Annotated in this window: 23 protein-coding genes; 10 read left to right on the forward strand and 13 right to left on the reverse strand. The window is 61.9% G+C overall.

Annotation, left to right across the window (positions count from 1 at the left end; all coding sequences use genetic code 11):
* The 3 genes from ACSQ22_RS02145 to ACSQ22_RS02155 form a co-directional block, all read right to left on the reverse strand.
* Entirely contained in the window at nucleotides 1–2271 is a 2271-nt protein-coding gene (locus ACSQ22_RS02145) for a molybdopterin cofactor-binding domain-containing protein (RefSeq protein ID WP_436129286.1), read from the reverse strand.
* Nucleotides 2272–2293: 22 nt separating this feature from the next.
* Entirely contained in the window at nucleotides 2294–2755 is a 462-nt protein-coding gene (locus tag ACSQ22_RS02150) for a (2Fe-2S)-binding protein (RefSeq protein ID WP_055401911.1), read from the reverse strand.
* Nucleotides 2756–2936: 181 nt separating this feature from the next.
* Nucleotides 2937–3509, reverse strand: coding sequence for a TetR/AcrR family transcriptional regulator (locus ACSQ22_RS02155; RefSeq protein WP_218295020.1), 573 nt, complete (start codon nucleotides 3507–3509; stop codon nucleotides 2937–2939).
* 133 nt (nucleotides 3510–3642) lie between these two features.
* Between ACSQ22_RS02155 and pdxH the strand changes: the two genes are divergently transcribed.
* From pdxH to ACSQ22_RS02190, 7 genes are all read left to right on the forward strand, one after another.
* Complete coding sequence (pdxH, locus tag ACSQ22_RS02160; RefSeq protein ID WP_121506400.1) at nucleotides 3643–4296, forward strand: pyridoxamine 5'-phosphate oxidase; 654 nt, start codon at nucleotides 3643–3645, stop codon at nucleotides 4294–4296.
* Nucleotides 4297–4341: 45 nt separating this feature from the next.
* Entirely contained in the window at nucleotides 4342–4737 is a 396-nt protein-coding gene (locus ACSQ22_RS02165; protein ID WP_121420178.1) for a VOC family protein, read from the forward strand.
* A gap of 138 nt (nucleotides 4738–4875) precedes the next feature.
* The gene (locus ACSQ22_RS02170; protein ID WP_121420177.1) at nucleotides 4876–5469 is read left to right on the forward strand and encodes a TetR/AcrR family transcriptional regulator; all 594 of its coding nucleotides are present in this window, start codon (nucleotides 4876–4878) and stop codon (nucleotides 5467–5469) included.
* A 295-nt stretch (nucleotides 5470–5764) separates the two neighbouring features.
* On the forward strand, nucleotides 5765–6058 hold the full coding sequence (locus ACSQ22_RS02175) for a DUF4148 domain-containing protein (protein ID WP_436129287.1): 294 nt from the start codon (nucleotides 5765–5767) through the stop codon (nucleotides 6056–6058).
* Between the two features lie 121 nt (nucleotides 6059–6179).
* On the forward strand, nucleotides 6180–7181 hold the full coding sequence (locus ACSQ22_RS02180) for an NADP-dependent oxidoreductase (protein ID WP_436129288.1): 1002 nt from the start codon (nucleotides 6180–6182) through the stop codon (nucleotides 7179–7181).
* A gap of 113 nt (nucleotides 7182–7294) precedes the next feature.
* On the forward strand, nucleotides 7295–7999 hold the full coding sequence (locus tag ACSQ22_RS02185; protein WP_436129289.1) for an SDR family oxidoreductase: 705 nt from the start codon (nucleotides 7295–7297) through the stop codon (nucleotides 7997–7999).
* A 49-nt stretch (nucleotides 8000–8048) separates the two neighbouring features.
* Complete coding sequence (locus tag ACSQ22_RS02190; RefSeq protein WP_436129290.1) at nucleotides 8049–9020, forward strand: alpha/beta fold hydrolase; 972 nt, start codon at nucleotides 8049–8051, stop codon at nucleotides 9018–9020.
* Between the two features lie 50 nt (nucleotides 9021–9070).
* Here the strand turns inward: ACSQ22_RS02190 and ACSQ22_RS02195 are convergent, their stop codons facing one another.
* The 5 genes from ACSQ22_RS02195 to ACSQ22_RS02215 form a co-directional block, all read right to left on the reverse strand.
* Entirely contained in the window at nucleotides 9071–10027 is a 957-nt protein-coding gene (locus ACSQ22_RS02195) for an AEC family transporter (RefSeq protein ID WP_436129291.1), read from the reverse strand.
* 198 nt (nucleotides 10028–10225) lie between these two features.
* On the reverse strand, nucleotides 10226–11320 hold the full coding sequence (locus tag ACSQ22_RS02200; RefSeq protein WP_436129292.1) for an ABC transporter ATP-binding protein: 1095 nt from the start codon (nucleotides 11318–11320) through the stop codon (nucleotides 10226–10228).
* Nucleotides 11321–11486: 166 nt separating this feature from the next.
* Nucleotides 11487–12878 carry a sensor histidine kinase gene (locus tag ACSQ22_RS02205; protein WP_436129293.1) on the reverse strand — a complete coding sequence of 464 codons (1392 nt, stop codon included), beginning with the start codon at nucleotides 12876–12878 and terminating at the stop codon, nucleotides 11487–11489.
* Nucleotides 12875–13600: a response regulator transcription factor gene (locus ACSQ22_RS02210; RefSeq protein ID WP_055401899.1), complete on the reverse strand. Its 726-nt coding sequence runs from the start codon at nucleotides 13598–13600 to the stop codon at nucleotides 12875–12877. Before ACSQ22_RS02210 ends, ACSQ22_RS02205 begins: the two co-directional genes overlap by 4 nt.
* Nucleotides 13601–13905: 305 nt before the next feature.
* Nucleotides 13906–14466, reverse strand: a complete 561-nt coding sequence (locus ACSQ22_RS02215; protein WP_436129294.1) for a Spy/CpxP family protein refolding chaperone — start codon at nucleotides 14464–14466, stop codon at nucleotides 13906–13908.
* Between the two features lie 155 nt (nucleotides 14467–14621).
* Here ACSQ22_RS02215 and ACSQ22_RS02220 point away from each other — a divergent pair, with 155 nt between their 5' ends.
* The gene (locus ACSQ22_RS02220) at nucleotides 14622–15233 is read left to right on the forward strand and encodes a Crp/Fnr family transcriptional regulator (protein ID WP_436129295.1); all 612 of its coding nucleotides are present in this window, start codon (nucleotides 14622–14624) and stop codon (nucleotides 15231–15233) included.
* Between the two features lie 191 nt (nucleotides 15234–15424).
* Here ACSQ22_RS02220 and ACSQ22_RS02225 read toward each other — a convergent pair whose 3' ends face one another.
* Genes ACSQ22_RS02225 through ACSQ22_RS02235 form a run of 3 tightly spaced genes read right to left on the reverse strand, consistent with a single transcriptional unit; the run spans nucleotide 15425 to nucleotide 20633 of the window.
* Nucleotides 15425–16132 (reverse strand): glycosyltransferase family 2 protein, encoded by a 708-nt coding sequence (locus ACSQ22_RS02225; protein ID WP_436129296.1) that lies wholly within the window; start codon nucleotides 16130–16132, stop codon nucleotides 15425–15427.
* Nucleotides 16105–17025 carry a UbiA family prenyltransferase gene (locus ACSQ22_RS02230; RefSeq protein ID WP_436129297.1) on the reverse strand — a complete coding sequence of 307 codons (921 nt, stop codon included), beginning with the start codon at nucleotides 17023–17025 and terminating at the stop codon, nucleotides 16105–16107. Before ACSQ22_RS02230 ends, ACSQ22_RS02225 begins: the two co-directional genes overlap by 28 nt.
* The gene (locus ACSQ22_RS02235; protein WP_436129298.1) at nucleotides 17022–20633 is read right to left on the reverse strand and encodes a hypothetical protein; all 3612 of its coding nucleotides are present in this window, start codon (nucleotides 20631–20633) and stop codon (nucleotides 17022–17024) included. The genes ACSQ22_RS02230 and ACSQ22_RS02235 overlap by 4 nt, the downstream gene beginning before the upstream one ends.
* Nucleotides 20634–21230: 597 nt before the next feature.
* Between ACSQ22_RS02235 and ACSQ22_RS02240 the strand changes: the two genes are divergently transcribed.
* Both ACSQ22_RS02240 and ACSQ22_RS02245 read left to right on the forward strand, forming a co-directional pair.
* Nucleotides 21231–21440: a hypothetical protein gene (locus tag ACSQ22_RS02240; protein WP_055401919.1), complete on the forward strand. Its 210-nt coding sequence runs from the start codon at nucleotides 21231–21233 to the stop codon at nucleotides 21438–21440.
* 123 nt (nucleotides 21441–21563) lie between these two features.
* Nucleotides 21564–21914 carry an RNA recognition motif domain-containing protein gene (locus tag ACSQ22_RS02245; RefSeq protein ID WP_055401895.1) on the forward strand — a complete coding sequence of 117 codons (351 nt, stop codon included), beginning with the start codon at nucleotides 21564–21566 and terminating at the stop codon, nucleotides 21912–21914.
* Nucleotides 21915–22059: 145 nt separating this feature from the next.
* On the opposite strand, the gene ACSQ22_RS02250 is transcribed toward ACSQ22_RS02245, so the two are convergent.
* Together ACSQ22_RS02250 and ACSQ22_RS02255 are read right to left on the reverse strand one after the other, a co-directional pair.
* Entirely contained in the window at nucleotides 22060–22767 is a 708-nt protein-coding gene (locus ACSQ22_RS02250) for an IPTL-CTERM sorting domain-containing protein (protein ID WP_436129299.1), read from the reverse strand.
* A 597-nt stretch (nucleotides 22768–23364) separates the two neighbouring features.
* Entirely contained in the window at nucleotides 23365–24987 is a 1623-nt protein-coding gene (locus ACSQ22_RS02255; protein ID WP_436129300.1) for a PAS domain-containing protein, read from the reverse strand.
* Between the last annotated feature and the right edge of the window lie 273 nt (nucleotides 24988–25260).

Genomic DNA, 25260 nt, shown 5'->3' on the forward strand with positions numbered 1-25260 from the left:
TCAAGCCAGCTTGAACGGCAGCTCGCGCGGCGTTTTGCCCGTTAGTTGGGCAATGGCATTCGCAAACGCAGGTGCCAGCGGCGGCAACCCAGGCTCGCCCATGCCCTTCGGTGGATCAGCGCTCGGCACAATGTGCACCGTCACCTGGGGCATGTCGGTGATGCGCGGCACGGCAAAGTCGCCAAAATTGCTCTGCTCCACCACGCCATCCTTCAGCGTGATGGCGCCGCCGGGCAGGCACATCGACAGGCCCATCAGAGCCGCGCCCTGCACCTGGGCTTCCACGCTTTTGGGGTTGACCACCAGATTGCAATGCACGCCGGCCGTGATGCTGTGCAGCTTGGGTGTGCCGTCCTTGACGGACGCCTCGACCACATAGGCCACCACCGACTCGAACGACTCATGCACGGCTACGCCCCAGGCGCGGCCGGGGGCCAGCTTCTTCTTGCCATAGCCCGACTGGGCCACGGCCAGTTGCAGCGCGGCCTTGTGACGCGGGTGTTTGTCGCCCATCAGGGCCATGCGGTAGGCCACGGGGTCTTGTTTGGTGGTGCGTGCGACTTCGTCGATGAGGGTTTCCATGGCGTAGGCCGTGTGGGTGGAGCCCACACTGCGCCACCACAACACCGGCACATTCACATCCGGGTGGTGCACCGACAGTTTCATGGGCACGTTGTACGGCTCCTTCATGCCCTCCACGGCCGTGGCATCGATACCGTTTTTGACCATGAAGGCCTCGAACGGCGATCCCTTGGTGATGGATTGGCCGACGATGGTGTGGTCCCACGCCAGGATCTTGCCCTGGGCGTCGAACCCGATCTCGGCGCGGTGCACGTGCATGGGGCGGTAGTAGCCGCCCTTGATGTCGTCCTCGCGGCTCCACAGCGTGCGCACCGGGGCGGTGATGCCCGCTGTGCGCGCCGCCTTGGCCACGCCGCAGGCCTCCACCACGTAGTCGCTGGTGGGAATGGCGCGGCGGCCAAAGCCGCCACCGGCCATCTGGGTGTTCACCTTGATGTTCTGCGGCTGCAGGCCCAGCGTCTTGGCGGCGGCCATCGCGTCCAGGCCGGGCATCTGGGTGCCCATCCAGAGCTCGGCCTTGTCACCATCCAGCTTCACCGTGCAGTTGAGCGGCTCCATGGGTGCGTGCGCCAGGTAGGGGAAGACGAACTCGGCGCTGATCTTGTGCGCAGCGCTTGCCAGCGGCGCCATGTCGGCCTGCATGGCCACGTTGCCAGGCTTGGTGGCCAGCTCGCGGTACTGGGCCAGCAGTGCCGTGGTGTCGGGCTTGCCCACCGCGCTGGTGTCCCATTCCACCTTCAGCGCATCGCGGCCCTGCTTGGCGGGCCAGTAACCATCGGCCACGATGGCCACGCCCTCGCCGCCCCGGTCAGTGGGCACGCGCAGCACGGCCTTCACGCCCTTGATGGCCTTGGCGGCACTGTCGTCCAGCGACTTCAGCTTGGCGCCGAACACGGGTGGGCGCGCCACCACGGCCGTCAGCATGCCGGGCAGGCGCACGTCAATGCCGTAGTCCTGCTGGCCGCTCGACTTGGCCTTGGCGTCGAGCCGGCCCGTGGGCTTGCCGATGAGGCGGAACTGCTTGGGGTCCTTCAAGGTGACCTTTTCGGGCACGGGCTGCTTCATGGCCGCTTCGGCCAGCGCGCCGTAGCCCAGCTTCTTGCCCCCGGGGCCGACGACGAAGCCGTTGCTGGTGCGCAGTGCCGAGGCATCCACGCCCCACTGCGCGGCAGCGGCCGAGACCAACATGGCCCGGGTGCGCGCGCCCAGTTCGCGGTACTGGGTGTAGGAGTTTTTGATGGAGTTGGAGCCACCCGTGAGGTGCATGCCCATCATCGGGTCGGCATAGGCCTGGTTGGCATCGCCGTGCACGCTGCGCACCTTGCTCCAGTCGGCATCCAGCTCTTCGGCCAGGATCATGGGCAGGCCGGTTTGCACGCCCTGGCCAAAGTCCAGGCGGTTGATGGTGACGGTGACCGTGCCATCGGCGTCGATACGGACGAAGGCTGAAGGCTGCTCGAACGGCTTGAGGCCTGCGGCCGCTGCCCCGGCGCCCTGCGCGCTGGCCACCAGCGGAAACGCACCCAGCGCAAAACCGGATGCCGCAGACACCTTGAGGAACGTGCGGCGCGCCACGCCTTCGTGGGAGGCTGCGTCTGCTTTTGTATTGATAGCGCCTTGCGCCTGATTCATAAGCGCTACCAGGCCTTTTGGCATATGGGCGCGGGCGGTTTGAGCGTCGAAATGCATAGTGTTCTCCTGCTCGGTGTTCTTAGGCCAGAGTCTTGGCAGCGTCATGGATGGCCGCGCGGATGCGCACGTAGGTGCCGCAGCGGCACACATTGCCCGCCATGGCAGCGTCAATGTCGGCGTCGGTGGGTTTTTTCTTGCCCTGCAGCAGTGCGGTGGCGCTCATGATCTGGCCGCTTTGGCAGTAGCCACACTGGGCCACGTCGTGCTTGACCCAGGCAGCGTGCACGGCCTTGCCCACCTTGTCATTGGTGGTCACCGCCTCGATGGTGGTGATCTTCTGGCCTGCCGCCGCCGAAATGGGCGTGATGCACGAACGAATGGGCGCACCGTTCAGATGCACCGTGCAGGCCCCGCACAAAGCCTGGCCGCAGCCAAACTTGGTGCCGGTCATGCCCAGCGTGTCGCGCAGGGCCCAGAGGATGGGGGTGGATTCATCGGCATCCACAGCCGTGTCTTTGCCATTGATGTTGAGGGTAGGCATCGTGGGGTTCTCCGTGGGGAAGGTGTTGTTGTTTGGTGGGAGGCGATTGAACAGAGCGGGATGGTGTCAGCGACGCCATCGGCCATGAAACGGTTGGAGCGTGGTGAGTGGCATTTTTAAGAGAATATAAATTCGATTAAAAGATCAACCTCAGGTAGACAAATTCATCGCAATCTCCTGCTCAGGCCTTCAGGGCGTCCCAGCACAGCCCAAAAGCCATCTGGTGCACGGCCTCCTCATCGGGCAGCACCTTGGTGCGGATCAGGTTGCCCGTCTCTCGCACCGACCCCACCAGACTGGCCGTGAGCAGCGGGATGGGCACGGCCTTCAGGATCTCTTGCTGCTGGCCTTCTTCCATCAACGCAAAAAAACCGGCCATCAAACGGGTCGAGAATTCGCGGTTGCCCTCGGTGAACCAGGGCGAGTTGTAGTACTGCTCCTGAAACACCACCTCGGCATACTGGTCCAGCCGGTGGCGCAGCAAGTTGCCCCAGGCGCGCCGCACGCGAGCGCGGTAGGGCATGCCGGGCGCGATGCCCTCCATGATGCGGGCTGCCGTGACCGTCTTGGCATCCTGGTAAAGCTGGCTGATGAGTTCATCCTTGGACGGGTAGTACACATACAGCGTGCTGGTGGCAATGCCCGCCGCGCGGGCGATATCGGCCAGGGTCAGGCCGCTCAGGCCCGTCTGGGCCACCAGCTCGAAGGTGGCCTGGGCAATGGCGCGCTGCTTTTCGTCGTCTTTGGGCTTCATCGGGGAGCAATATAAGCGAATAGTTATTCGACGACAACCGGGGCCACCGAAGACCCCACGTTACCTAGATCCCGCCCGGCCGTCGCCCTCTTTAGAGCGTGCCCGCCGTGGCTGGCAACCGTCCTGCCCTCGCATGCACAATTGGCCCATGACCACCTCCATCGCCGACCTTCGCAAGAGCTACGAGCGCGCCGAACTCAACGAAGACGCCTCGCACGCCGCCCCCCTGCAGCAGTTTGACCAGTGGCTCAAAGAAGCCATCAGTGCCGAAGTGCCCGAGCCCAACGCCATGACCCTGGCCACCGTGGGCAGCGACCTGCGCCCCAGCACCCGCATCGTGCTGATCAAGGGCTATGACGAGCGCGGCATCGTCTGGTTTACCAACTACGACAGCCGCAAGGGCCGCCAGATTGCTGGTAACCCCTACGCAGCCCTGCAGTTCCACTGGGTAGAGCTGGAACGTGTGGTGCGCATCGAGGGCGTGGTGGAAAAGGTCAGTGACGAAGAAAGCGACGAATACTTTGCCAGCCGCCCGCTGGATTCGCGCATCGGCGCCTGGGCCAGCCCGCAAAGCCAGGTCATTTCTGGCCGGGGCGTGCTGGTGGCCAACGCCGCCAAATACGGCGCGCAGTTCATGCTGAAGCCGCCCCGCCCGCCCCACTGGGGCGGGTATCGCCTCAAGCCTGATCAGTGGGAGTTCTGGCAGGGGCGCAAAAGCCGGTTGCATGACCGGTTGCGGTATCGGATGGATGGGGGGGAGTGGGTACGGGAGCGGCTGGCGCCCTGACTGGGGCCCACCCAGGGACAACAACAGACCTGCAAGAGGCCAACGATGTTTTCGCACATCTTCATCGGCGTCACCGACTTCGACCGCGCGCTGGCGTTCTACCAGCCCGTGATGGCAGCGCTGGGCATCGCGCCGCGTTTTGTGGATACCGCCCACCCTTGGGCCGGATGGCAAAGCCACCCCAACCCGCGCCCCCTTTTTCTCATCGGTCGTCCTTTTGAAGGCGAACACGCACCGGGCAACGGCCAGATGACCGCCTTTGCTGCCAGCACCCGCGCGCAGGTGGATGCAGTGCACGCTGCGGCCCTGGCAAACGGCGGGCATTGCGAAGGGCCACCTGGCCTGAGGCCGCAGTACCACGCCAACTACTACGGCGCGTATTTCCGAGATCCGGATGGGAACAAGCTCTGCGTGGCGTGCCACGACCCCCAAGACGCCTGAGCCCAAGCCACTTCGTCGTATCTTTTCTTCACGTCGCGGCGCCATGAGCATCTCTTGTCCTCAAGAGCCTGCGACTTGGAAAAGCCTTTGGCGGATAAAAATTATGATGGTCATCATAATTCGTGATACAGTGAGAGCATGAAGAACGCAGCCCCATCACGCAAAGAGCTAAGCCATGAGCGCATCGTGGCGGCGGCGGCGCGTGCCATCAGGCGCAATGGATTCAGCGGAGCGGGCGTTGCGGACATCATGAAGGACGCAGGCCTCACGCATGGTGGCTTCTATTCCCACTTCCCTTCTCGGGAGGCGATGCTTGCGGAAGCCACAGACAGAGCGGGCGCAGAAACCGTTGGGCTCGCCGAGTCTGCAGCTGCGTCGGTTCCAGCCGATCAAGCGCTGGAGGCTATGCTGGGGGCCTATTTGTCGGAACAGCATATCAACAATCCGGATGTTGGTTGCCCTATGGCAGCCCTCAGTTCGGAGCTGGCCCGCCAAGCCCCCGAGGTGCGGCGTGCAGCCACCCGGCGAATGAAAGAAATGGTGGATGTGATCGCACGACAGTTGCCCACCTGGGGAACACCAGAAGCCCACGAGCGAGCACTTTTTCTGGTTGCCACCATGGTGGGAGCCGTTTCCCTGGCGCGCGCCGTAGACGATCCTTCGCTGGCTGGAAGGCTCAGCAAAGCTGCTTTCAAGTACGCCCGCTCCAGTGGTGAAGAGTCGCAAAAATAGCTTCCATTTTTTTGGGGTTAAATTATGATGATCATCATATTGAAAACTGAGATGAATTGGAAAAGTCGAAAATCAGCCTATCGAGGGCTTGTTCTCTGGCCTGTTTGGCGTTCTTGTTTGTACAGAAATATGATGATCATCATGAAATCTTTCAGCCGTCGAACTTTGAAACGCCCTATTGATTGCCTTGACCACCAACCCTTCCACAGTAAACCACGCTGAGTGACTCGCCGAAAAGCCTGGCATTCAGCATTTTCCGAGGCGCCTGAGCCTCATTTCCTAGGAGATATCCACCATGAACACCTTCTCTCGCTTTCTCTCCGTCGCAGTAGTCGCAACGCTCACCTCAGTCGGCGCACTGGCTGCTGAGTTGGACCCGGCGCAATTTGCCACCCAGTTTGAGGGCAACCGCACGCGGGCTGAAGTCGCCGCAGAAGCTGCACAAGTACCCATGACCCGAAGCCAGATCCCTTCGGGCTCCAAAGCCGAGTCTTACAAGTCCGTGGCTGACCGCGCAGCCATCCGGGCACAGGCGGCAGATGCAGTCCGTACTGGCCAGATCTCCTCTGGCGAGACTGGCGCGCGCTAACTTGACGAAGGTGATGCGGTCCTTGTCTCGATTTGAAATATGACGGAAATCATATAAACACAATTTGATCGTCGCCAGTGGGCCGTTCACCAACCTGGATACGCCAGGAGTAAGGAAAACCATGAAAGCATTTGTCATTGATCGCTACAGCAAAAAAGGGGATCTTCGATTGGCCGAGCTGCCAACCCCGGAGCTGCGCGACGACGAAGTCCTGGTCCAGGTCCACGCTGCGGGTGTGAATCTTCTGGACTCGAAGATCCGCAGTGGAGAGTTCAAGCTCATCCTGCCTTACAAACTGCCCCTCGTCTTGGGCCACGATGTGGCTGGCGTGGTCACCCAGGTGGGCCCCCGCGTGCGGCAGTTCAAAGTGGGTGATGAGGTCTACGCACGGCCGGACGACTTTCGCATCGGTACGTTTGCTGAATTTGTGCCGTTGAAAGAGGCCTCGCTGGCGCTCAAGCCGAAGAACATCACCATGGAAGAAGCAGCGTCCCTTCCCTTGGTGGCGCTGACGGCCTGGCAGGCGCTGGTCGAGAAGGCCCAAATCAAAAAGGGTCAGAAGGTCTTTATCCAGGCGGGCTCTGGCGGCGTGGGGACCTTTGCCATCCAGCTGGCCAAGCATCTTGGTGCCACGGTGGCCACGACCACCAGCACGGCCAATGCCGCACTGGTGAAGGCCCTGGGGGCCGACGTCGCGGTGGACTACAAGACGCAGGATTTTGAGGACGTATTGCGCGACTACGACGTCGTACTGAACAGCCAGGACGGCAAGACCCTCGAAAAATCCCTGCGTGTGCTCAAGGGCGGTGGAAAGCTCATTTCCATTTCCGGTCCGCCAGATCCGGATTTCGCAAACGCGATCAAGGCGCCCTGGTTCTTGAAGCTGATCGTGCGGCTGCTGAGTGCGGGCGTCAGGCGCAGGGCGTTGGCGCGCCGGGTCGGCTATTCGTTCCTCTTCATGAGGGCCAACGGAAGTCAGCTGCGCGAGATCACGCGCCTGGTGGAGACCGGGGTGATACGGCCTGTGGTGGACCGGGTCTTCTCGTTTGAGTCCACCAATGACGCACTGGCCTATGTCGAATCCGGCCGCGCCAAAGGCAAGGTCGTGATCAAGGTGCGGTAGTCACCCAAAAAACCAATCAGAGCAAAGCCAAGCAGGGCCCAAGGCAGACATGGCCCGCCTGGCTTGGCTTTGCCCTGCGCAACGAAATCTTGATTTTTGAACTGGAGCTTTTTATGAAGATTGAAAACGCCGTAGCCCTCGTGACGGGCGCCAACCGTGGCATTGGGCTGGCCTTTGCACGTGAACTCTTGAACCGGGGTGCGCGCAAAGTCTATGCCGCCGCCCGAGACCCGGCCTCCGTCACCCTGCCCGGTGTGCAGGCGCTGAAACTTGATGTGACGAAGCCCGACGAAGTCGCCAGTGCCGTCGCGCAGGCCGGGGATGTGACCTTGCTCATCAACAACGCGGGCATCGCCCAGCCAGGGGGACTTCTCGCTGACGATAGCGAAGAAGTCGCACGCCGCATCTTCGAGACCAACTTCTTCTCCGTGCTGCGCATGAGCAAGGCGTTTGCGCCCATCCTGAAGGACAACGGGGGCGGTGCCCTGCTGAATGTGCTGTCGGTCGCCTCCTGGGTGAACGGCGGAGAGCTGGCCGCCTACTCCGCCAGCAAGTCTGCCGCCTGGTCGCTCACCAACGCGCTGCGCAACGAGTTGCTGACCCAGAAAACCCAGGTGCTCGGCCTGCACATGGCCTATGTGGACACCGATCTCACCCGGGGATTCGATGTGCCCAAGTCGAGCCCTGAAAAAATCGTCCAGCGTGCGCTGGATGGCCTCGAAGCGGGTCTGGACGAAGTCCTGGCGGACGAACTCACCATGCTGGTCAAAAACGGCATGACCGCGCCCACGCCGACCTACCTGCACCCCATGGGCTGAGCCAGCCCCGATACCCGCCCCTGTGTCTTTGGCCTACCGAAAGCCCGCCATGAACCCCCTCCTGAAAAAAACGGCAGCGGCACTGCTTGCGCTGGCTGCCCCGTTTGCATCCACTCCATCACATGCCCAACAGGCCGTGCCTGGGGGCACCATGCGCGCCGCGCCAGTAGCCAGCCCAGAGCGGTCAACCTGGGCCACTGCGCCCACCCAGTCCATCTCTGCGGGCGGGGTGGACTTTGCCTACCGTGAACTGGGCAAGCACCACGGCGGGACGCCGCTGATTCTGCTGGTCCATCTGGCGGCGGTGCTGGACAACTGGGACCCCCGCGTGGTGGATGGGCTTGCCGCCCAGCGCCACGTGATCGCGTTCGACACCCGGGGCGTGGGTGCATCCAGGGGCTCGCCATCCAACTCCATGGAGCAGATGGCCGATGACGCGATCACTTTCATCAAGGCCAAGGGCTACCAGCAGGTGGATCTGTTCGGCTTCTCGATGGGCGGAATGATTGCCCAAGAGATCGCCTTGAAGGAGCCCGATCTGGTTCGCAAAATGATTCTCGCTGGCACCGGCCCAGCTGGGGGCGAGGGCATCAGTTCCGTTGCAGGGGTGGCCAATCTGGACCTTTTGCGAGGCCTTTTCACGGGCCAGGACCCCAAGCAGTTCCTGTTCTTCACCCGCACGCCCGGCGGCATCGAAGCCGGCAAGGCTTTCCTGAAACGGCTCTCGGAGCGCACAGACAACCGTGACAAGGACATCACCGTGAGCGCCTACGTGGCCCAGTTGCAGGCCCTGAGCGCCTGGGGCAAGAAGGCGCCCGCCGATCTTTCCCGCATCCGGCAACCAGTGCTCGTCGTCAACGGTGACAACGACCGGATGGTCCCGACGATCAACACGCACGACCTGGCACGGCGGCTACCCAACAGCCAGCTGATCATCTATCCCGACGCGGGTCATGGAGGAATTTTCCAGTTCCACGCCGAATTCGTCATGAAGGCGCTCGGATTTCTCGCCGTACCCTGACCGACAAGCGGCAGCAGAAAACCGCCGAGCAGATCATCAGCCCATCAAATTCAGCCCACCACCCATCGCGTCACCGCCAAAATCACCACCGGCATCGTGACCAACGCCAGTGCCGTAGACACCGCCACACTCGCCGTCACCTCGTCCTCGGCCACCGCATAGCGTTGCGCAAACAGGAACACATTGGCCCCCACCGGCAGCGATGCCGCCACGATCATCACCGCCAGCGGCATGCCCGACAGGCCCAGTGCCCAGCCCAGGGTGGCCAGCACGATGGGGTGCACCACACACTTGACCAGCGCAATGCGCAGGGCGGCCTTGAAGTGGTGGCCGACCTTGGTAAACGCCAGCGTCACCCCCACCAGCAGCAGCGCAATCGGCCCCAGCGCCTGGCCCAGCAGCAGCAGGGGTTTGTCAACCACCTGCGGCACCACCAGCCCGGTCTGCGCAAACAGCAGGCCCGCAATGATGGGCAGCGGCACCGGGTGCACGATACCGTTGCGCACGGCCTGCAGCACGGTGCGCCACATGGGCTGCTGCGCGGAGCCCTCCCGGCCTGCATGCTCGCGCGCGGCGGCCAGTTCAAACACCACGGTGGCGGCGGTCAGCAGGATGAGCGAGTGCACCGAGATCAGCGTGAACAGCGTGACCAGCCCCGCATCGCCAAACACCAGGCCCACCAGCGGCACGCCGATCATCAGCGTGTTGCTGAAGGTGTTGGCCAGCGCCCGCGCCGCGCCCAGGCTGGTAAAGCCCAGCACCGCCAACGTGGCCGTGTACACCAGGCCAAACGCCACAAAGTAGATCGCCACGGGGCCGAAGTTGAGGTCTTCGATGTGCACCGTGCTCATGGTGCGAAACAGCAGCGCGGGCGTGAGCACCATGAACACGAGGTTGGCCAGGTCCTTCACCGCTGCGGCCCGAATCCAGCCGCGCCGCCCCACGTAAAAGCCGATGGCGATGAACAGGATGACGGGGATCAGCGAGGTGAAAACGGGAGAGTTCAAGGTGAAAAACCGGTGGCCGTGCGGTGGTGGAGGCCCGTATTGTGGCCCGGGTCACCACGCTGGCATCCGCTGGTCACTATTGTTTTTGTAGCTGCTTGCGCTTATCCATCAAGCTCCAGGGCCCATTTTTGCTTGAATATTTCATGCCCGGCAGTCGGTGTGCCGGTGCGTGGTGGATTGTCCGTGCCATAGGGCATCTCACCCCGCCACCACCGACACCCCGTGGTCTGCCAGCGTCAGGCTCACCGGTGCGCCCACATCCAGCGGCAGCTCCACCTGGGGCGAAACCACAAAGATCTCGCCCAGCGCGCTCGCAAAGGTGTATTCCATGACGCTGCCCAGGTAGGTGCGTTTGGTCAGCCGGGCGGCCAGCCCGCTGGAGGTGGCGGGGCCTATGACCCAGGCTTCGGGCCGCACGGCGATCTTGACCGGGCCGGGGGCGAGGGATGCTGGCGATGGCACGCGCAAAGGGCCGAGCCGGGCATGGCTGCCAGCCGCCGGGCTTTCCCCATCTGCCGGATTGAGCGCATGGACGTGCCCCTCGAACAGCATTGCCTCGCCCATGAAGCCCGCCACAAACTCGGACGCGGGCTGCTCATACAGCGTGCTGGGCGCTCCGCACTGGGCGATGGTGCCTTTGTCCATCACCACAATCTGGTCGCTGACCGCCAAGGCTTCGCTCTGGTCGTGGGTCACATAGACCACCGTCAAGCGCAGGCGCTGCTGCAGGGCGCGGATCTCTTCGCGCATGGCGCGCCGCAAGCGGGCGTCCAGGTTGGACAGCGGCTCGTCAAACAGCAGCACGGCGGGCTCCAGCGCCAGCGCCCGGGCCAGGGCCACGCGCTGTTGCTGCCCCCCCGAAAGTTCATGGGGCCTGCGCAGGTCCAGGCCCTGCAGGCCCACGGTGTCGAGCATGGCGCGGGCCTTGTCGCGCACCTGCGGCGGGCGCAGGGGCAGTCCGTGCAGGCCGTAGCACACGTTGTCGATCACGTTCAGGTGCGGGAACAGCGCGTAGCTCTGGAACACCAGGCTCACATTGCGCTGCGCCGGGCCGAGGGTGGTAACGTCCTGCCCGTCGATGAAGATGCGACCCGCCGTGGGTGACTCGAGCCCGGCAATCATCCGCAGCGTGGTCGTCTTGCCGCAGCCCGATGGCCCCAGGATGGTGGTGAGCGTGCCCCGGGGCACCACAAAGCTGATGTGGTCCACCACCAGTGGGGCGTCGGCAGACGGGCCGTAGCGCTTGCAAACGCTGTGGAACTCAATGCCGTGGGGGGCTGCGGTGTTCGTCATGGTCCGTAGGTTCTGGTTATTGCCATCTCAGTCGCCCGTAGCACTGCCAGGCCCCTGAACCAAGAGACCGGCGCGCCCTGCGCAAGAGCAGCCGAGCAAGGGCCGCCCCGCAGCGAGGGCTGCGTCCCCCCAGGGGGAAGGCGCCGCAGGCGACACAGGGGGTTTCCTATTCATGCCAGGCAACAACGGCATCGACACCGATGACCTGCCCTGCGTCCATGCGGTTGAACAGCATGACCTGGGCGCCCATCGCCTCGGCAATCTGCCGGCAGATCGACAACCCCAGCCCCACCCCGCCCTGCCCTGCCGAAAACGGCTGGAACAACCGTTGTCGCACGGCGTCGTCAATGCCAGGGCCTTCGTCCCACACCAGCAGTTCGCGCCGCCCGGTGCTGTTGCGCAGCAGCACCCCCAGCCGCCCATGCACGGGCGTGTGGTGGATGGCGTTGGCCAGCAGGTTGCGCATCAGCTCGCCCAGCAGCGCCGCGTCGCCGGGGGCCCACAGCGTATCGGGGCCTTCCAGCGCAAAGTCCAGCCGCTTGGCGGCGATCAGTGGCGCCAGCTCCATCACGGCCTCGCGGGCCATGGCGTTCAAATCCACGCTGGGCAGCTCGCCCATGCGCTGAAGCTGCTCCACCTTGCTCAGGCTCAGCAGCTGGTTGGCCAGGCCCGAGGCGCGGTCTACCGTGTGCAGCATCTGCTGCAGCGCATCAGCCACCAGCACATCGCCCGCAATGGCCGACTGCAGCTGCGTGCGCAGCACCGCCATGGGGGTGCGCAGCTGGTGCGTAGCGTCGGCCAGAAAACGCCGCTGCTCCTCGATCCATCGGCTCTGGCTTTGCTGCAGCTCACCAAAATGCTGCACGGCAGGCGCCAGCTCTGACGGGCCTTCGTAGCCCTGGCCGGTGCCGCCTGCACCTGGCTGGGTTGGCGGAGTGAGCGACACATCCGCGTGCAGCAGCCAGCCCGACGCGATGCGCGCCAGCACCATCGCCACCGCCGTCATGGCCAGGGCCAGCAGAACCACTGGGCGCAAACCCGCGCCTTCATCCATCAGGCGGGCCACACTGGGCAGGCGTTCGCTGAACGGCCGTGCCACCTGGCGCACCACCGGCGGGGCGGCGCCCTGCCCACCCCCAGCCACCGCCGGCTGGTGCAGCGTGGCGGCCACGCGCACCAGTTGGTCGCCCACCTGCGCCAGGTAAAAGTGCACGCTGCCCTGCCCTTGCACGGCCTCGGAGGGCGGTACACGCGGCAGGTCGGCGCTGCCCGCCAGGCGCTCGCCGTCCAGGCTGCTTTCGCGGAACCAGACCGCAGGGGCTTGCTCCATGGCGGATGCACCGGCCTGCGGCTGCAACACCGTTGGCCAGGTTGTCAGCGCCCTGTGCAGCACGGCATCTTGCGCGGCTGCGTTGTGCCGTACCTGCTGCACCACCTGCACCGTGGCAACCAGGGCCACCAGCGCCCACAGCGGCACGAGCAGGCCCACCAGAAGCAGCCGCTGTAGCGATCCTCCGCGCGGGCGCCAGGGCCAGCGCTGCCACCAAGGCGTGTTCACCGGAGCGCCCCGCCCTTCTCGGCCTTGTCGACCTTGTCGCCTTTTTGGGCGGCCATGCTGTCGGCATCGCACAGCAGGTAGCCCACGCCGCGCAGGGTCACGATCTCGGCATTGGTGCCCACCAGCTTCTTGCGCAGACGGTGCACCACCACCTCCACCGCATCGGCCTGCACCTGCTCATCGGTGTTGGCAAACACCTGGGTGCGCAGCTCTTCCTTGCTCACGACGCGGTCGATGCGCGACATCAAGAGGCGCAGCAGCTCCGCCTCACGCTGCGACAGTTCCAGCGGCAGTGCCTCGTTGTAGAACGCCCCACTGGCCGGGTCGCGGTGGAGCGCACCACAGCGCAACTGCCCGTCGCGCCCCACCCGGCGTGTCAGGGCCCGCAGGCGCGCCACCAGCTCGTCCAGGTCAAACGGCTTGGCCAGGTAGTCGTCCGCCCCCGCCTCCAGCCCTGCCACGCGGTCGGTGACGGCCGCACGGGCCGTGAGCGCCAGCACGGGCGTGGTGCTGCCGCCATCGCGCAGGCGTCGCAGCACCTCCAGCCCGTCCAGACCCGGCAAAGACAGGTCCAGCGTGATCACATCAAAGGCCGTGCGCCGCGCCGCCGCCAGCGCCTCCTTGCCGTCGGCGCAGCACAGCACCTCAAAACCGCGCGCCACGAGGCTGCGGCTCAAGGCACCGGCCAGATCAAAATCGTCCTCGACCAACAGCAGTTTCATGCCCCGATCATGCCGCCTGCGCTGGGCCCCGGCCACTGTGGTTGTACGGAGGGGGCATGAAAGGAAGGCGAAAGCGTGAGGGGACGACGTGAATGAAAGCTCGTGCCCTGAGTTGGAGGTTCGTTGATGAAATAAAGATGTCGAAATCGTCGCCAGGCAAGGCGCAAGCCACAGCGGTAGTCTTAGCTATCGTGAGGATTTGCAACGCAGTATGGCGGCGATTCTGGGCGTCTTTATGAAGTGGATTTCCAACTCAGCACACTTGGATGCCTCGCACCAACCAGCGGTGAGCGAGTTGCAAGAACTCAATGGTGCCCTTTGTGCACCGGGCGTGTTGCGGGCGAAGGCTCTGAGCCCGCAGCGTAGCCGCGCAGGGCGGAATACCGCTGGATCTGGTCACTGTGGAGCAGCGCGGTTTGCGCAAGGTGCGTGCGCAAATGCTCTTCGCGCAAGCTCGCCTGGCGTTGTCCGATTTTGCCGGTCAGTGCCGATAGCCTTGCGGGGTGGATCGTGCCCGTTTTGAACGCCTCATCCAGCGCCTCTTCCGAAGCGATCAGGGCCGCTCCGAGCTTTCGCGCGGCCTCCTTGTGCGCTTGCAGCAAGGCGGTTGTGGCCGTTTTCTGCTGGTCGGTCAACGCCAGCGCGTCTGCGTGCTCCAGAACGTGGGCTGGTCCGGGGTAGCCGTTCAACTCGGCAGCCTTGGCCAAACCCATGCCCAGCCCCTGCAACAGATCTGTCACGTCCTGGTCAGACAACGATTTGATGGCGCGTTTTTGCTGGCCGGCATAGGGCGCAGGCTCGGCGGTGGCGAAATGGGCAGCCAATACCAGTGCAATGCACCCCGCCGTCTTGATCAGTGCGGGCATGTGGCCCCTACCCTGTGTTGACCGGGCGCCTGTATTGCGTAGCTGAACTCTTGCTGTCATGGTCATGGCCCACGTTGTTGTGATTACCGTGGGCATGCTACGAAGAAGGTCGCCCTGAACGATATGATTTTGGTCATATGAAAAAAGCGATAGGTGTGGGTGTGTCCGGCTCGGGAGCCGATTTGCCATGGATGAGGCTGATGCCCCCAAGCCTGCGCGAACTGGCAAAGGCGCGGCAATTCGCAGCACACCACGCCGTCTTTCAAACTGGCAATCCTGTGTACAGCATTTACCTGGTGACCACGGGTGAAGTGCGCCTCGTTCGGTTCAGCCGCAACGGCGGCGAAGTCATCCTTCAGCGATCACGGCAAGGCTTTGTGGCAGAAGCCAGCCTGGACAGCCAGCTTTACCACTGCACCGCCGTAGCCTCCGAGCCCAGCGATCTGCTGGAATTTCCAGCGGATGCGTTTCGCACTGCGTTGCACGATTCGTCAGACTTTCGCGCAGCTTGGCTGCTGCAGCTGTCGCAAGAACTGCGCAAGCTTCGTGCGCAGTGTGAGCGGCTGAGCCTGCACAGGGCTGCGGACCGCATTGCTCACTACATCCACGCTGAAGGGGTTGATGGCTGCCTAACCCTGCAGCAGCCTCGAAAGGCCTGGGCCGCCGAACTCGGCCTCACGCATGAGGCCCTTTACCGAACCCTGCGGCGAATGCAGGACGAAGGGCTGATCCACATAAACGGCAACTTGCTCCGGGCCTTGGGCTAGGAGCCCACCACCCGCCCTCCTCCATCGTCCACCTCGGTCTGCAGCACGTGCCACTGACGGGGAGCATGAACACCCTTTTCGGCAGGTGCTTGCTGATGAGGACACGTATTGCCGCGAGACAACAAGGGTTTATGGAAAGTAGGCTCATCCTGTCGGGTGCGAAACGCTGATGTCCATATTGGCAAATAAAATTATCGAAAAATATTATATTTTATTATGCAGTAGAGAGCTCTGACCCCGTCTTTCCAGCCGATTTTCTTGCCGTCTTCGTAAGTTCTTCCAAAATAGGAAATGCCCACCTCATAGATGCGGCAATTCAACTTTGAAACCTTGGCTACAATCTCCGGCTCAAATCCAAAACGATTTTCTTCAATGCGAATGGATTGAATTATTTCTCGCCGGAATGCCTTGTAGCAGGACTCCATGTCCGTCAGATTTAAATTGGTGAATACATTGGATGCCAACGTCAAGAACCCATTGCCCACGCGATGCCAGAAGTACAAGACGCGGTGGCAATTGCCACCAATGAAACGCGAACTGAACACTACATCGGCCCTGTTGGATAAAATAGGTTCTATTAAAATGGGATATTCATCGGGGTTGTATTCAAGATCGGCATCCTGAATGATGACGATATCCCCGGTGGCATGTTGGATGCCAGATCTGAGTGCCGCCCCCTTGCCCTGATTGGTTTCATGAAATACCAGTCTATCAATCTTGCCAGCCAACTCATTAGCAAGTATCTCTCTGGTTCCATCTGTTGAAAAATCATCGACAACAATGATTTCTTTCTGCGGATAAGGCGCTGAACGCACTGCGTCCACAATAGACCGAATGGTTTGCTTTTCATTGAAGCAAGGAATGACAATCGTCAGCTTCGTGGAAGAAGGTATATCCATTTTTGCGCCAATAGTACGGAAACAATCATGACAACGCCCATGCCCGCATAAAGCGCACGATAGCGCGCCTGCAGACTGCGTACACTCTCAAAAGTCAGTCCTTCCCGCATCGCCTGGAGCATCCAGTAAAAATGCAGCGGATAGATCAACGCGACAAACATGGCCAGCACTTGCGGCACCGTTCCTCTCAGCGCCAGCAGGACCAACAGGGCGTCGGCCAGCGTGAACAGCACAAAACTAGCGATGAAGCTCCGCTTTTTGCCGAACTTCACTGCATTGGTTTGAATCCCGTTGCTTAGGTCGGCCTCGCAATCGCGAACCTCCTGCGTCAGGTGGCCCGCGCTGAAAATAGTGGCAAAGAACAATCCGATCTGCAGACCATTCATGTCGGGGCTTCTGAATACTGAATAGCCCAGCAAAAAATGCAGCAACCCGCTGGCAACATGGAGCAGTGTGTTCGCAAGCGGGATGCCCTTCAGGTAAACATGCGGGATGGAGTAGAGCGCTCCTGCCACTGCGATCGACAGCGCAATAGCCAGCGTTGCCGCGTTTAGCTGGCTGAGGGTCATGAGGCTCAGCGCCAGCAGAATCAGCAACAAGGCCCCGATCTCATTGCGCCGAATACCGCGATTGATAAAAACCCCTGCGGCCCTGGTTGGGTCCCGAAGGTCCTGGTGCACTCCGGACCAATCGTTGAGCATGAAAATGTGGGCCACCAAAAAGGCGTTTCCTGCCATCAACAGCAACAGCATCGCCGCGCTCTGATATGTGAAGTGGCCCATGGCAAAGACGGCGCCCAGCAAAGGCGCGCCCTGAAGCACCAGAACCTCGTCGAATCGAATGCACGACAACAGGCGCAGAACCCGCCGGGCTCCCTGGGGACGATCCATCATGGTGTTTTCGGGGCAGTCCGCCTGCCATCGGCTGCAGAGCTGCCGGTGTTGTTGTCAAGGCCGTTGCCGTTGTCGGCCAGAAGGCCCAGTCGCGCGCTTTCCAGGTACAGCCGCAGCCAGAGCGCATAGCCCACATCTTCCGACCAGTAGAACCTGCGCACCGAGGCGGTGAGATCGTTGTGGTACAGCAAGGGCGGGTTCCGCTTCACGGCGAAGAAGTCATTTTTTGACAGCTCTTGAAGCAGATGGATGATCTGGGTCGGCTCGGGCACCCTGCCCTTGCCGCCCTGGAGCTGCTGCAACATGTCGCTGGCGTGCAGCCAGATTTCCTGCCCTGGCAGGGCTGTTTGCGAACGCGCGGGCGGCAACTGCACATCGCAGCCCACCGCTTTCATGTCGGCCTGGCGCAGGACGGGTACCAGCGGGGCCCTGCGGTAGTAAACCCACAGGCGGTCCTGGTCGATGGCTTGGCGAAGCGCGCCGCACAACATCTGGGCCGCTGGTGGGTCGGCCTGTGCCAGCCACATCAGCACATGCATCTGGATTGCCACGTCGGTGGGGTTCGGATCGGAGCCTGGGTCGATGCACCGGTACTCATTGCGTTGGCCCAGCCAGGTGTTGTACAGGCCTTCGGCGGTACGGTACTGCAGCAGCGCCATCAGGGCCGCTGGCCGCAGTGCATCTGCACCGGGGGCCAGTCTCCACACCAGGGCGGTGTCGTCGGCATCGGGTGTGATGGGGCACAGCCCATGTTTGGTCATGGCGGCGCCATCCGGCCGGCCGTGGTAGCGCACGAGCCCACTGGCCTCGATCTGGCTGCGCAGATGGGTCCGGGCCCGGTCCAGGCTTCCCCCCAGCCCCACGGGGCCTGGTCTTGAACCGAGAACGTCCACCATCATGGAAGTGACGTAGGTGTTCATTTCCAGCTTCGGCTTCTCAAAACGCTCTTCGCTGGTGTACGCAGTGAGCCAGTAGCCATCGACCTGTTGCCTGCGGCTGATCAAACCCACAGCCTTGCGGGCGCTGTGCGCAAGCTCGCCATGGCGGGTGGCGTTGGGGGCTGGGTCCGCTTTGTCGGGCAAAGCTGGCCGCATCACGCCTGCGGTGGCTGCAGGTGCGGCAACCGGCCCTGGTTCGATGCGTATCTCGTGCAGGCCCATGACCAGATTGCGGGTATCGCCATTGGGCAGTGGCTTGATGGTGGCGGTATCCACCGCGAAGAAGCTGATGACGTTCCGCCCCACATGGAGGCGGGTGCGCGCCACCACCGAAGCCCTCCCGCGGAAGGTGTACTCGCCTTCCGCCGCAGGGACGCCGTCCTGCAGCACCATGACCCTCCGGTCGGGCGCAGTCAGGCCGTGCCCCGGGGATACCTCGAACCGGAGGTCCACGTCGTGGTCCTCGCGCGACCAGAGTGCGAACTCGATGCCCTCGGCATGCCCCTGACCCATCCACAGGAAACCGCCCTCTCTGCCACCCAGGTTTTCAACAGGCCATGGCGTCTCCAGCAAGGCGGGATCGATACCCACCCTGGTTTTGAGACTGTCGGCGACCCTGATCAAGGGTGAACCCGGCGGGACGGCCGTCGTCTGGAATGGCCTTTCGTTGGCCAATGTGGTGCCGCTCACTTCGAACAGACGCATATGGGGTGTGTTGAGGGGGGTGGACTTCAGTCCGGCCTGGGCGCTGAGCCACTTCACCATTTCGCGGGTATCGACGGTTGGAAACCACTCGAAGAACACCTGCTTGTCGTCCTGGATCAAGACGTGGGTGGCTTTTTCGGATGCGATCATCCGGCCCATTCTTTCTGGGTCAAAAGGCCCCGTGCCCCAGGGAATCACTGCATTGGAATAACGGGTTTCCGGGGAGAAGAGCGAATAGTCGCGGGCGTCCTGGTGCCCCACAAAGAGCACGCGGGAACCAGCCGGCAGCATGGACCCGACAATTTCTTCAAATGGCTCATTGATCAGCTTTTCCGAGGCGGGAGCTGCGATGGCCTGTACAGCGTCGTAAGCCAGAGCCCTCATCGGCTGGTATGCGGCATACGTGACCACCATCGCGATGAGCGCCTGGGCAAATTTCTTTATGGAGAGGTACGGCGCAACCAGCGCAATGCCAACGGGCAGCAGCAATGCATACGGGCCAATGAGAAATCGCGCAGGCACGTCGGACTGGGCCATCCACCGCGCGCCAAAAAGGATTGCGCACAGCAATGGAATTGCCAACAGCGTTTGTGCCGACAACGCCGTCAGCCTCACGTGCGGCCAGGTCGCGACCAGATTGCGAACCAGAAGGTACACAGCGATCAGCGACATGGGAATCCACAGCAACCCCCACAACGAAAACCGTGTGGAGTGCTCTGGCAGCGAGTACACGAAACTCCCCGGCCACGCGCCCTTGTTTTCGCCCGCCAAGGGTGCGCCAGCGCCAATGGAATAAATGAATTGGTTGGCGGCACTGCTGAAACGGGACCGCGTTTCGCTCGAAGCCGGAACGTCCGGCAGTTCCAGGAGCAAAAATACAAAACGTACCGCGTGCGTGTAGATCACTTGCGGAGTGATGTCGGCCTGCACCACGCGCCGCACCTCCTGTGGCCCCAAGGGGTGGTGGTAGAGCGCCGTGTTGAATGCCAGGGGAACAAGCAGCGAACTCAAAACACCCGCACACACCCATCCTGCAGCCAGTGCCTTGAACCGCGCAATGCATGAAAACGGACTCGGCGCCCACCACACGATCAGCAGCAAGCTAGGAATCATCGACACTGGAAACGACCGGACATTGATGCTCAGTACCGTGAATGTCCCCAGGAAGAAATATTGGGCCTTCGATGCATCAGGCTGCGTGCAAATGGAAACCACCCAATAGGCAATACCCAGCAGGGTGACGATGGACCAGATTTCAGGCTTGAGCCCCACTGCACTGGATGCAACAAGAGGCGTAGAGACCAGAATCAACACGCCCACCAGAGCCACTGTCTGGCTCAATTTGAGTGCCCGCAATAAATAATATTGACCGATGGCTGCCAATGGAAACGCCAGCCAAAACACAATGCGGCCCATAGCTTCAGTTTTGGTGAACAGCACCGGCCACAGGAAGAATAACTCGCTCCCGAACGGAATCATCGTCTGTCGGATATTGTGCGTGTCAAACGGGAATACCGATTGATTTTGAATCCAGTAGATAACCCGCGAGGCGTGGTACATCCTGTCATCAAAGTTCTGGAGAGGCGCTACGGCCTGCCCTACCAACGACATCCAGAGGACTCCGCAAATCGCCATCAGCGTTATCACTCCCCACTGCGATAATCCCCGCGCGAACGCTGCAAGCCTTGTGCGCTGCGCACTCCATATCCCCAGAAAGCCCCGAAGCGTGGGCCACCCCATTTCGCGTGTCAACCGCAAAGTGGCAATGCAAAAAAGCAGCTGGACCAGCATCCACGCAGCCGGATTCAATGCTTGAACCAACGAAGTCAGGCTTGCAATTGCACCCACCTGCAGCATTGTGCTGGCGATGAAAATCCAGAAACTATCGGCAGAAGAATTGGCAAAGCGTGAAGCCCATCGCTGTGAGGACCAGACGATCAACAACAAGGAAACGGAGAAAATCATTGATTTTATAAAATATTCACATCAATTCACATTAGCAACACAAACATCAATTAATTTAGTTGATTTTCTATCACAAATTGTTACTTCTGCAAATATACCATGCAGCTCACTAGAAGCCATTTTCTGGGGGTGAAACGCTCGGCACGCGTACTCTAAAAGCCAAGCGGTCCTGGCGAAACAAGCCTGTACGCGGCAGTCAAAAGTCACCCCCTTGCTAGGCCTGATCCTGCAGCATGAGCAGAGTTGCGGCCCTTGCTGGGGCCTGATCGAGGGCCGAGCAATCGAAGGGATGGGGCTGTGTGGGGCGCCGACGCAATCCAGCAAGAGCGCCTTTTAAAACCAAAAATAATATTAAACTGCAGATACATGCAAATTGCTGTATACTCCGTGTCGTTGCAGTCACGGCTCTTGACGCGTGCAGTCACCGCAACGCCTGCTCAGGGTGGCAATCCGCCCCAGGCAAGCCGCCTTTTGCAACCTTTGTGGTTGCCCATTGGGTCTGTAGAGCTGCAGCCCACTGCGTCCCTTGATGCTCACGCAGGTCGATTTCCACGCCTGCGATCCTGATTGATCCAGATTTCACAGACCGCCATTTCCATGGGCAAGTACGTCGTTTCGCCCACGACACACCCGACCGACTGCGGCCGCTTCCGCGCCTCCTTCTCGGTCCATCGTTCTCAGGGCAACGGCAGCTACTGCCGCGTGTTCCGTTTTGACAAAGCCTTTGCCTCGCGCGAAGCCGCCCGGCTCTTTGCAGTCACCCAGGGCTGGCTGCAAACGTGCATGCCGCACCCCCCAACGTGCTGATGACCTGATCTGCGACCTGCAGATCCCATCCACCCATCCCAGTTGCTGCGGACACTCGATCTTCACAGCTGCATCCCAACGGTACGCCCTTCGTTGCGCACCACATTTCAGAAAGGCTCAACCATGAGCAGCAAAATCTACGTGGGCAACCTGCCCTACTCCGTGACCGATTCCACCCTGGAAAGCAACTTTTCCGAATTCGGCCGAGTCTCCTCCGCCAAGGTCATGATGGACCGCGAAACCGGCCGCTCCAAGGGCTTCGGCTTTGTGGAAATGGCCTCCGCCGAAGTCGCCCAGGCCGCCATCAGCGCCCTGCATGGCATGTCCGTTGACGGCCGCTCGATCGTCGTGAACCTGGCCCGCCCCCGTGAAGAGGGTGGCGGCGCCGGTGGCTACAAGGCCGGCGGCTACAGCGCGAGCACACGCTCGGACGTTGGCTACGGCACGGGTGGCTTCGGCGGTGGTCGTTACTGATCCGTTGATCGCTTGTAAATAAACCGGCTCTGAGGAGCCGGTTTTTTTCGTTCTGATCCTAGGCGCCGTGGGCTAGCAAACACAAACCCAGGCCCAGCCTGACGGCACCTTGGGCTGGCAGGCGGCTGCCGCTACAGTTACCCCGTCAGCGCTGCCCATGCGCCAAGCGCTTGCCGTCACGGCGCTGCAGCCGCTGAAATGCAACCATCACCATCCACCCCGCCATGGCCATCAACGCCCACTCGGAAAGGGTCGGTATGGAGGAAGCCGCCACCGCAGCAGACCACACCAGCGAAACAGGGGTTGCAGAAGAGGTGCTGGTATCGCTGCCGGCGAAGCCGCATGAATCTGCCACGCCGGCGGTGGAAACGGCGATCCCACTGCAGAACATGTTGTGCCTTGCAGCTGTGGTGCTGGTCTCGAAGAAGGAAAACCGGTCGCCGATGTTGTGGGGCGCTGCGCCCGAAATCCAGCGCTGGATAAGAATGTTCACACCCGTAATTGCCCCGCTCGCATCGGTCGTGACCCGGAAGTTCCAGACCCGGGTATTCGGGTCTGTATGGGTGTATGTGGTCAGGCCATCTGAAAAACTGAAGGCCGACACCAAGGCGCCCAACTGCGCAGACGCCAGGTTGGCTGCCAGCGGCGCGGTGGTGGTGAACGAGCCAGATGTGCTCATCGCCGCGGTGAAGTTCTGGCACGGTGGCGTGCCGCACACCGTGAAGTTGGTGAAACCCGTGTAGTTGCCTGCAGCGGTGGCCACGTAAGTGGTGGGCTGCGCTTGGGCCGCCCCCATTGCGCCCAGCAAACAAGCAAGTGATCCCAGCCACTTCCAGACACTTTTTTTGAACATTTTTTTTGGTTTCCACGGTTGGTGAGCACGTTGCGCCGCCCCTGGCGCTTGGTCCCCGTTGACTGCTCCGATCGCCGCCCCTGCCAGCCTCGGCGCCTCAATATGTTACCCGTGCGGGCTGCGGGTGTCCCCCCCGGATTCGGGCTCGGCGTATCCCGCTTGACCCGCCTCTGCTCTGGGCATCGTGACCGGTCTTCCAACCAGCATCTTTGAATTCGTCGCAGACGTGCTGGTGTTCAAGTGTCAGCGCGCCAAACTCTGGAAAGCCCGTTTTGTCCTGATCAAAGCAAGGCCCCTTGGGTTGGCTGGCGCCAAGCGTGCCCCATCCGTCCAGGCCTGCCACGGTCAACGCAAAGCCGGGGTAATATTGTTTGCTATGCTTACGATAGCTAATGGCGCTTGATGAACAAGCGCAGAAGTCCAAAAACATGTTCGATTACCGGCATCCAATGGAGGCAGCAGCCATCGACCAGCAATAACCCCCTGGTCCCGGGCACAAGCGCACTGGAAGCACCCCAGCGAAACCACCGAAAACCAGAAGGGGACGAGGAAGGCAAGCCATGCGACAGCCTCGCAGGCAATTGCCCCTGGCACGCCTTACTGAAACACGCACACGCCCAATGACTGACTTTTGGCCCGGTACATGGCGGTGTCTGCAGCGCGCAGGTAGTCGTCGACCGTCGCCAGCCTGGATGCGCTGCTGGCCAATCCGATGCTCGCACCACTGATCACCGTGTGCCTGCCGATCACGTAAGGTACTTTCAAGGCTGCAGCAATCTGCTCCGCGCGTTGGCTGGCTTCAGCGGGGTCAATGGACTCCAACAGCACATTGAACTCGTCGCCACCCATGCGGGCGACCAGATCCACTGCCCGCACGCAGGATTCGAGCCGCCGCGCCACCTGCTGCAAGAGCTGGTCGCCCACATGGTGCCCGTAGCTGTCATTGACGGCCTTGAACCCGTTGAGATCCAGCAACAGCACGGCGAACATCGTGGCTCCATCGCGTATCGGAACGCCACCTCCGTTCACCACCTCGTTCTGGTGCAGCGCGATGAGTTGCGCGAGGCGATCGCGGAACAACGGCCGGCCGGGCAAGTTGGTCAGCGCATCGTAGGAACTGCCACGCTCGGCCAGATCGCTCAACGATCCCGCCATGCGCACGGGAACACCCTCTTCGAACTCGGCGAGCCCGCGCCAATTGACCCACACCAGCCGCCCTGCTCCGTGGAACGCGCGGAAGTCCACCGAAAAGTTCGGGCTGTTTCCCGACAGGTGCCTGCGGTAGGCCTCCTGCACGCGCTCGCGATCCTCGGTATCGATGAGCTGCTCCAAAAAGCGCCAGCCTCCGTCATGCACAAGATCGGCGCTACCCAGTCCGACGATCTGGAGAAAACGCCCGGACACATGCAGCGCGTCCGTTCGCAAGTCCCAATACCAGATGCCGTCATTGGATCCGCGCGTCGCCAGCGAATAGCGGTTTTCGGAGCGCAACAACTCGAGTTCGGTGTTCTTCTGCTGGGTCACATCGATCATCAGGCCGATCATGCGGTTCGGCCGCCCCGGCTCGACCACTGCACGGCACAGATCACGCACCCACACGACCTTGCCGGACTTGGCAATCAGCCGATAGCTCATCTCGTAGGCATGGCTGTGCGTGGCGTTGTAAGCGGCATCGTCGATGCGCAGGGCCTCCTCCAGATCGTCGGGGTGTACATGCGCCCGCCAGAAGCCCGGGTCAGCCCGCCATTCCTCGACGGAGTAGCCGAACAAGCGTTCGACCTGCGGGCTCAGGAAGGTATTGCCCACGCCGATTTCAGCCTCCCACACCACGCCATCAATGGTTTCCAGCAAGCGCAGAAAGCGCTGGCGAATTTCCACCAGCACCTGTTCGGTGACCTCGGTGATCTCGATCAGGACACCCTGGCGGCTGATCACCCGGTCCGCCGCATCCGTCTCCGGGTGGAGCTGCAGACGCACCCAGCGATAGTCCGCGTCGGCAAAACGCAAGCGGAACACCGGCATGCCCGAGCGCATGGTGCCGATGTCGTCGGGATGCACGAACTCCAGCAAAGACCTGCCGAGCGCCGCCGCCACCGAATGGCCGGTGAGCTTGTGCCACGCCGGGTTCAGATAGGTGATCTCCCACAGCGCATCGGTTTGCACCACCGCCTCAGGAAGCAGTTGCAACAGGTTTGCGGACGGCGTGGGAGTGGTGGGCATGCAGGGCTATTGCAAATGGGTCAGATTCATGCACGGCCGCGCCGAACAAGTCCTTCGCGCGTCGCGCAACCCTGCGTTGGGCGGCCTGCTGCGGAGCCAATCCCATTTCCGAATCGGGTGCGCGCCATCACCGGGACTGAGGCAGCGTCGCCTTGACGGATCGAAAAATCAACCACGTCAAAGCGAGTATGGCATGCATCCAAGTCACCTTTGGACTCGGTGGTTTGAGTGGTTTGGGGCCGCCAGATGTGCGAGCCAGCAACGCCGTCCTCC

It is taken from the genome of Acidovorax sp. LjRoot38, assembly GCF_964252975.1.
Lineage (GTDB): Bacteria > Pseudomonadota > Gammaproteobacteria > Burkholderiales > Burkholderiaceae_C > Acidovorax > Acidovorax facilis.

Coding starts and splice junctions, on each gene's coding strand:
- ACSQ22_RS02145 (WP_436129286.1), bottom strand. CDS start 2,271: ATGCATTTCGACGCTCAAACCGCCCGCGCCCATATGCCAAAAGGCCTG.
- ACSQ22_RS02150 (WP_055401911.1), bottom strand. CDS start 2,755: ATGCCTACCCTCAACATCAATGGCAAAGACACGGCTGTGGATGCCGAT.
- ACSQ22_RS02155 (WP_218295020.1), bottom strand. CDS start 3,509: ATGAAGCCCAAAGACGACGAAAAGCAGCGCGCCATTGCCCAGGCCACC.
- pdxH (WP_121506400.1), top strand. CDS start 3,643: ATGCACAATTGGCCCATGACCACCTCCATCGCCGACCTTCGCAAGAGC.
- ACSQ22_RS02165 (WP_121420178.1), top strand. CDS start 4,342: ATGTTTTCGCACATCTTCATCGGCGTCACCGACTTCGACCGCGCGCTG.
- ACSQ22_RS02170 (WP_121420177.1), top strand. CDS start 4,876: ATGAAGAACGCAGCCCCATCACGCAAAGAGCTAAGCCATGAGCGCATC.
- ACSQ22_RS02175 (WP_436129287.1), top strand. CDS start 5,765: ATGAACACCTTCTCTCGCTTTCTCTCCGTCGCAGTAGTCGCAACGCTC.
- ACSQ22_RS02180 (WP_436129288.1), top strand. CDS start 6,180: ATGAAAGCATTTGTCATTGATCGCTACAGCAAAAAAGGGGATCTTCGA.
- ACSQ22_RS02185 (WP_436129289.1), top strand. CDS start 7,295: ATGAAGATTGAAAACGCCGTAGCCCTCGTGACGGGCGCCAACCGTGGC.
- ACSQ22_RS02190 (WP_436129290.1), top strand. CDS start 8,049: ATGAACCCCCTCCTGAAAAAAACGGCAGCGGCACTGCTTGCGCTGGCT.
- ACSQ22_RS02200 (WP_436129292.1), bottom strand. CDS start 11,320: ATGACGAACACCGCAGCCCCCCACGGCATTGAGTTCCACAGCGTTTGC.
- ACSQ22_RS02210 (WP_055401899.1), bottom strand. CDS start 13,600: ATGAAACTGCTGTTGGTCGAGGACGATTTTGATCTGGCCGGTGCCTTG.
- ACSQ22_RS02215 (WP_436129294.1), bottom strand. CDS start 14,466: ATGCCCGCACTGATCAAGACGGCGGGGTGCATTGCACTGGTATTGGCT.
- ACSQ22_RS02225 (WP_436129296.1), bottom strand. CDS start 16,132: ATGGATATACCTTCTTCCACGAAGCTGACGATTGTCATTCCTTGCTTC.
- ACSQ22_RS02230 (WP_436129297.1), bottom strand. CDS start 17,025: ATGATGGATCGTCCCCAGGGAGCCCGGCGGGTTCTGCGCCTGTTGTCG.
- ACSQ22_RS02235 (WP_436129298.1), bottom strand. CDS start 20,633: ATGATTTTCTCCGTTTCCTTGTTGTTGATCGTCTGGTCCTCACAGCGA.
- ACSQ22_RS02240 (WP_055401919.1), top strand. CDS start 21,231: ATGGGCAAGTACGTCGTTTCGCCCACGACACACCCGACCGACTGCGGC.
- ACSQ22_RS02245 (WP_055401895.1), top strand. CDS start 21,564: ATGAGCAGCAAAATCTACGTGGGCAACCTGCCCTACTCCGTGACCGAT.
- ACSQ22_RS02250 (WP_436129299.1), bottom strand. CDS start 22,767: ATGTTCAAAAAAAGTGTCTGGAAGTGGCTGGGATCACTTGCTTGTTTG.
- ACSQ22_RS02255 (WP_436129300.1), bottom strand. CDS start 24,987: ATGCCCACCACTCCCACGCCGTCCGCAAACCTGTTGCAACTGCTTCCT.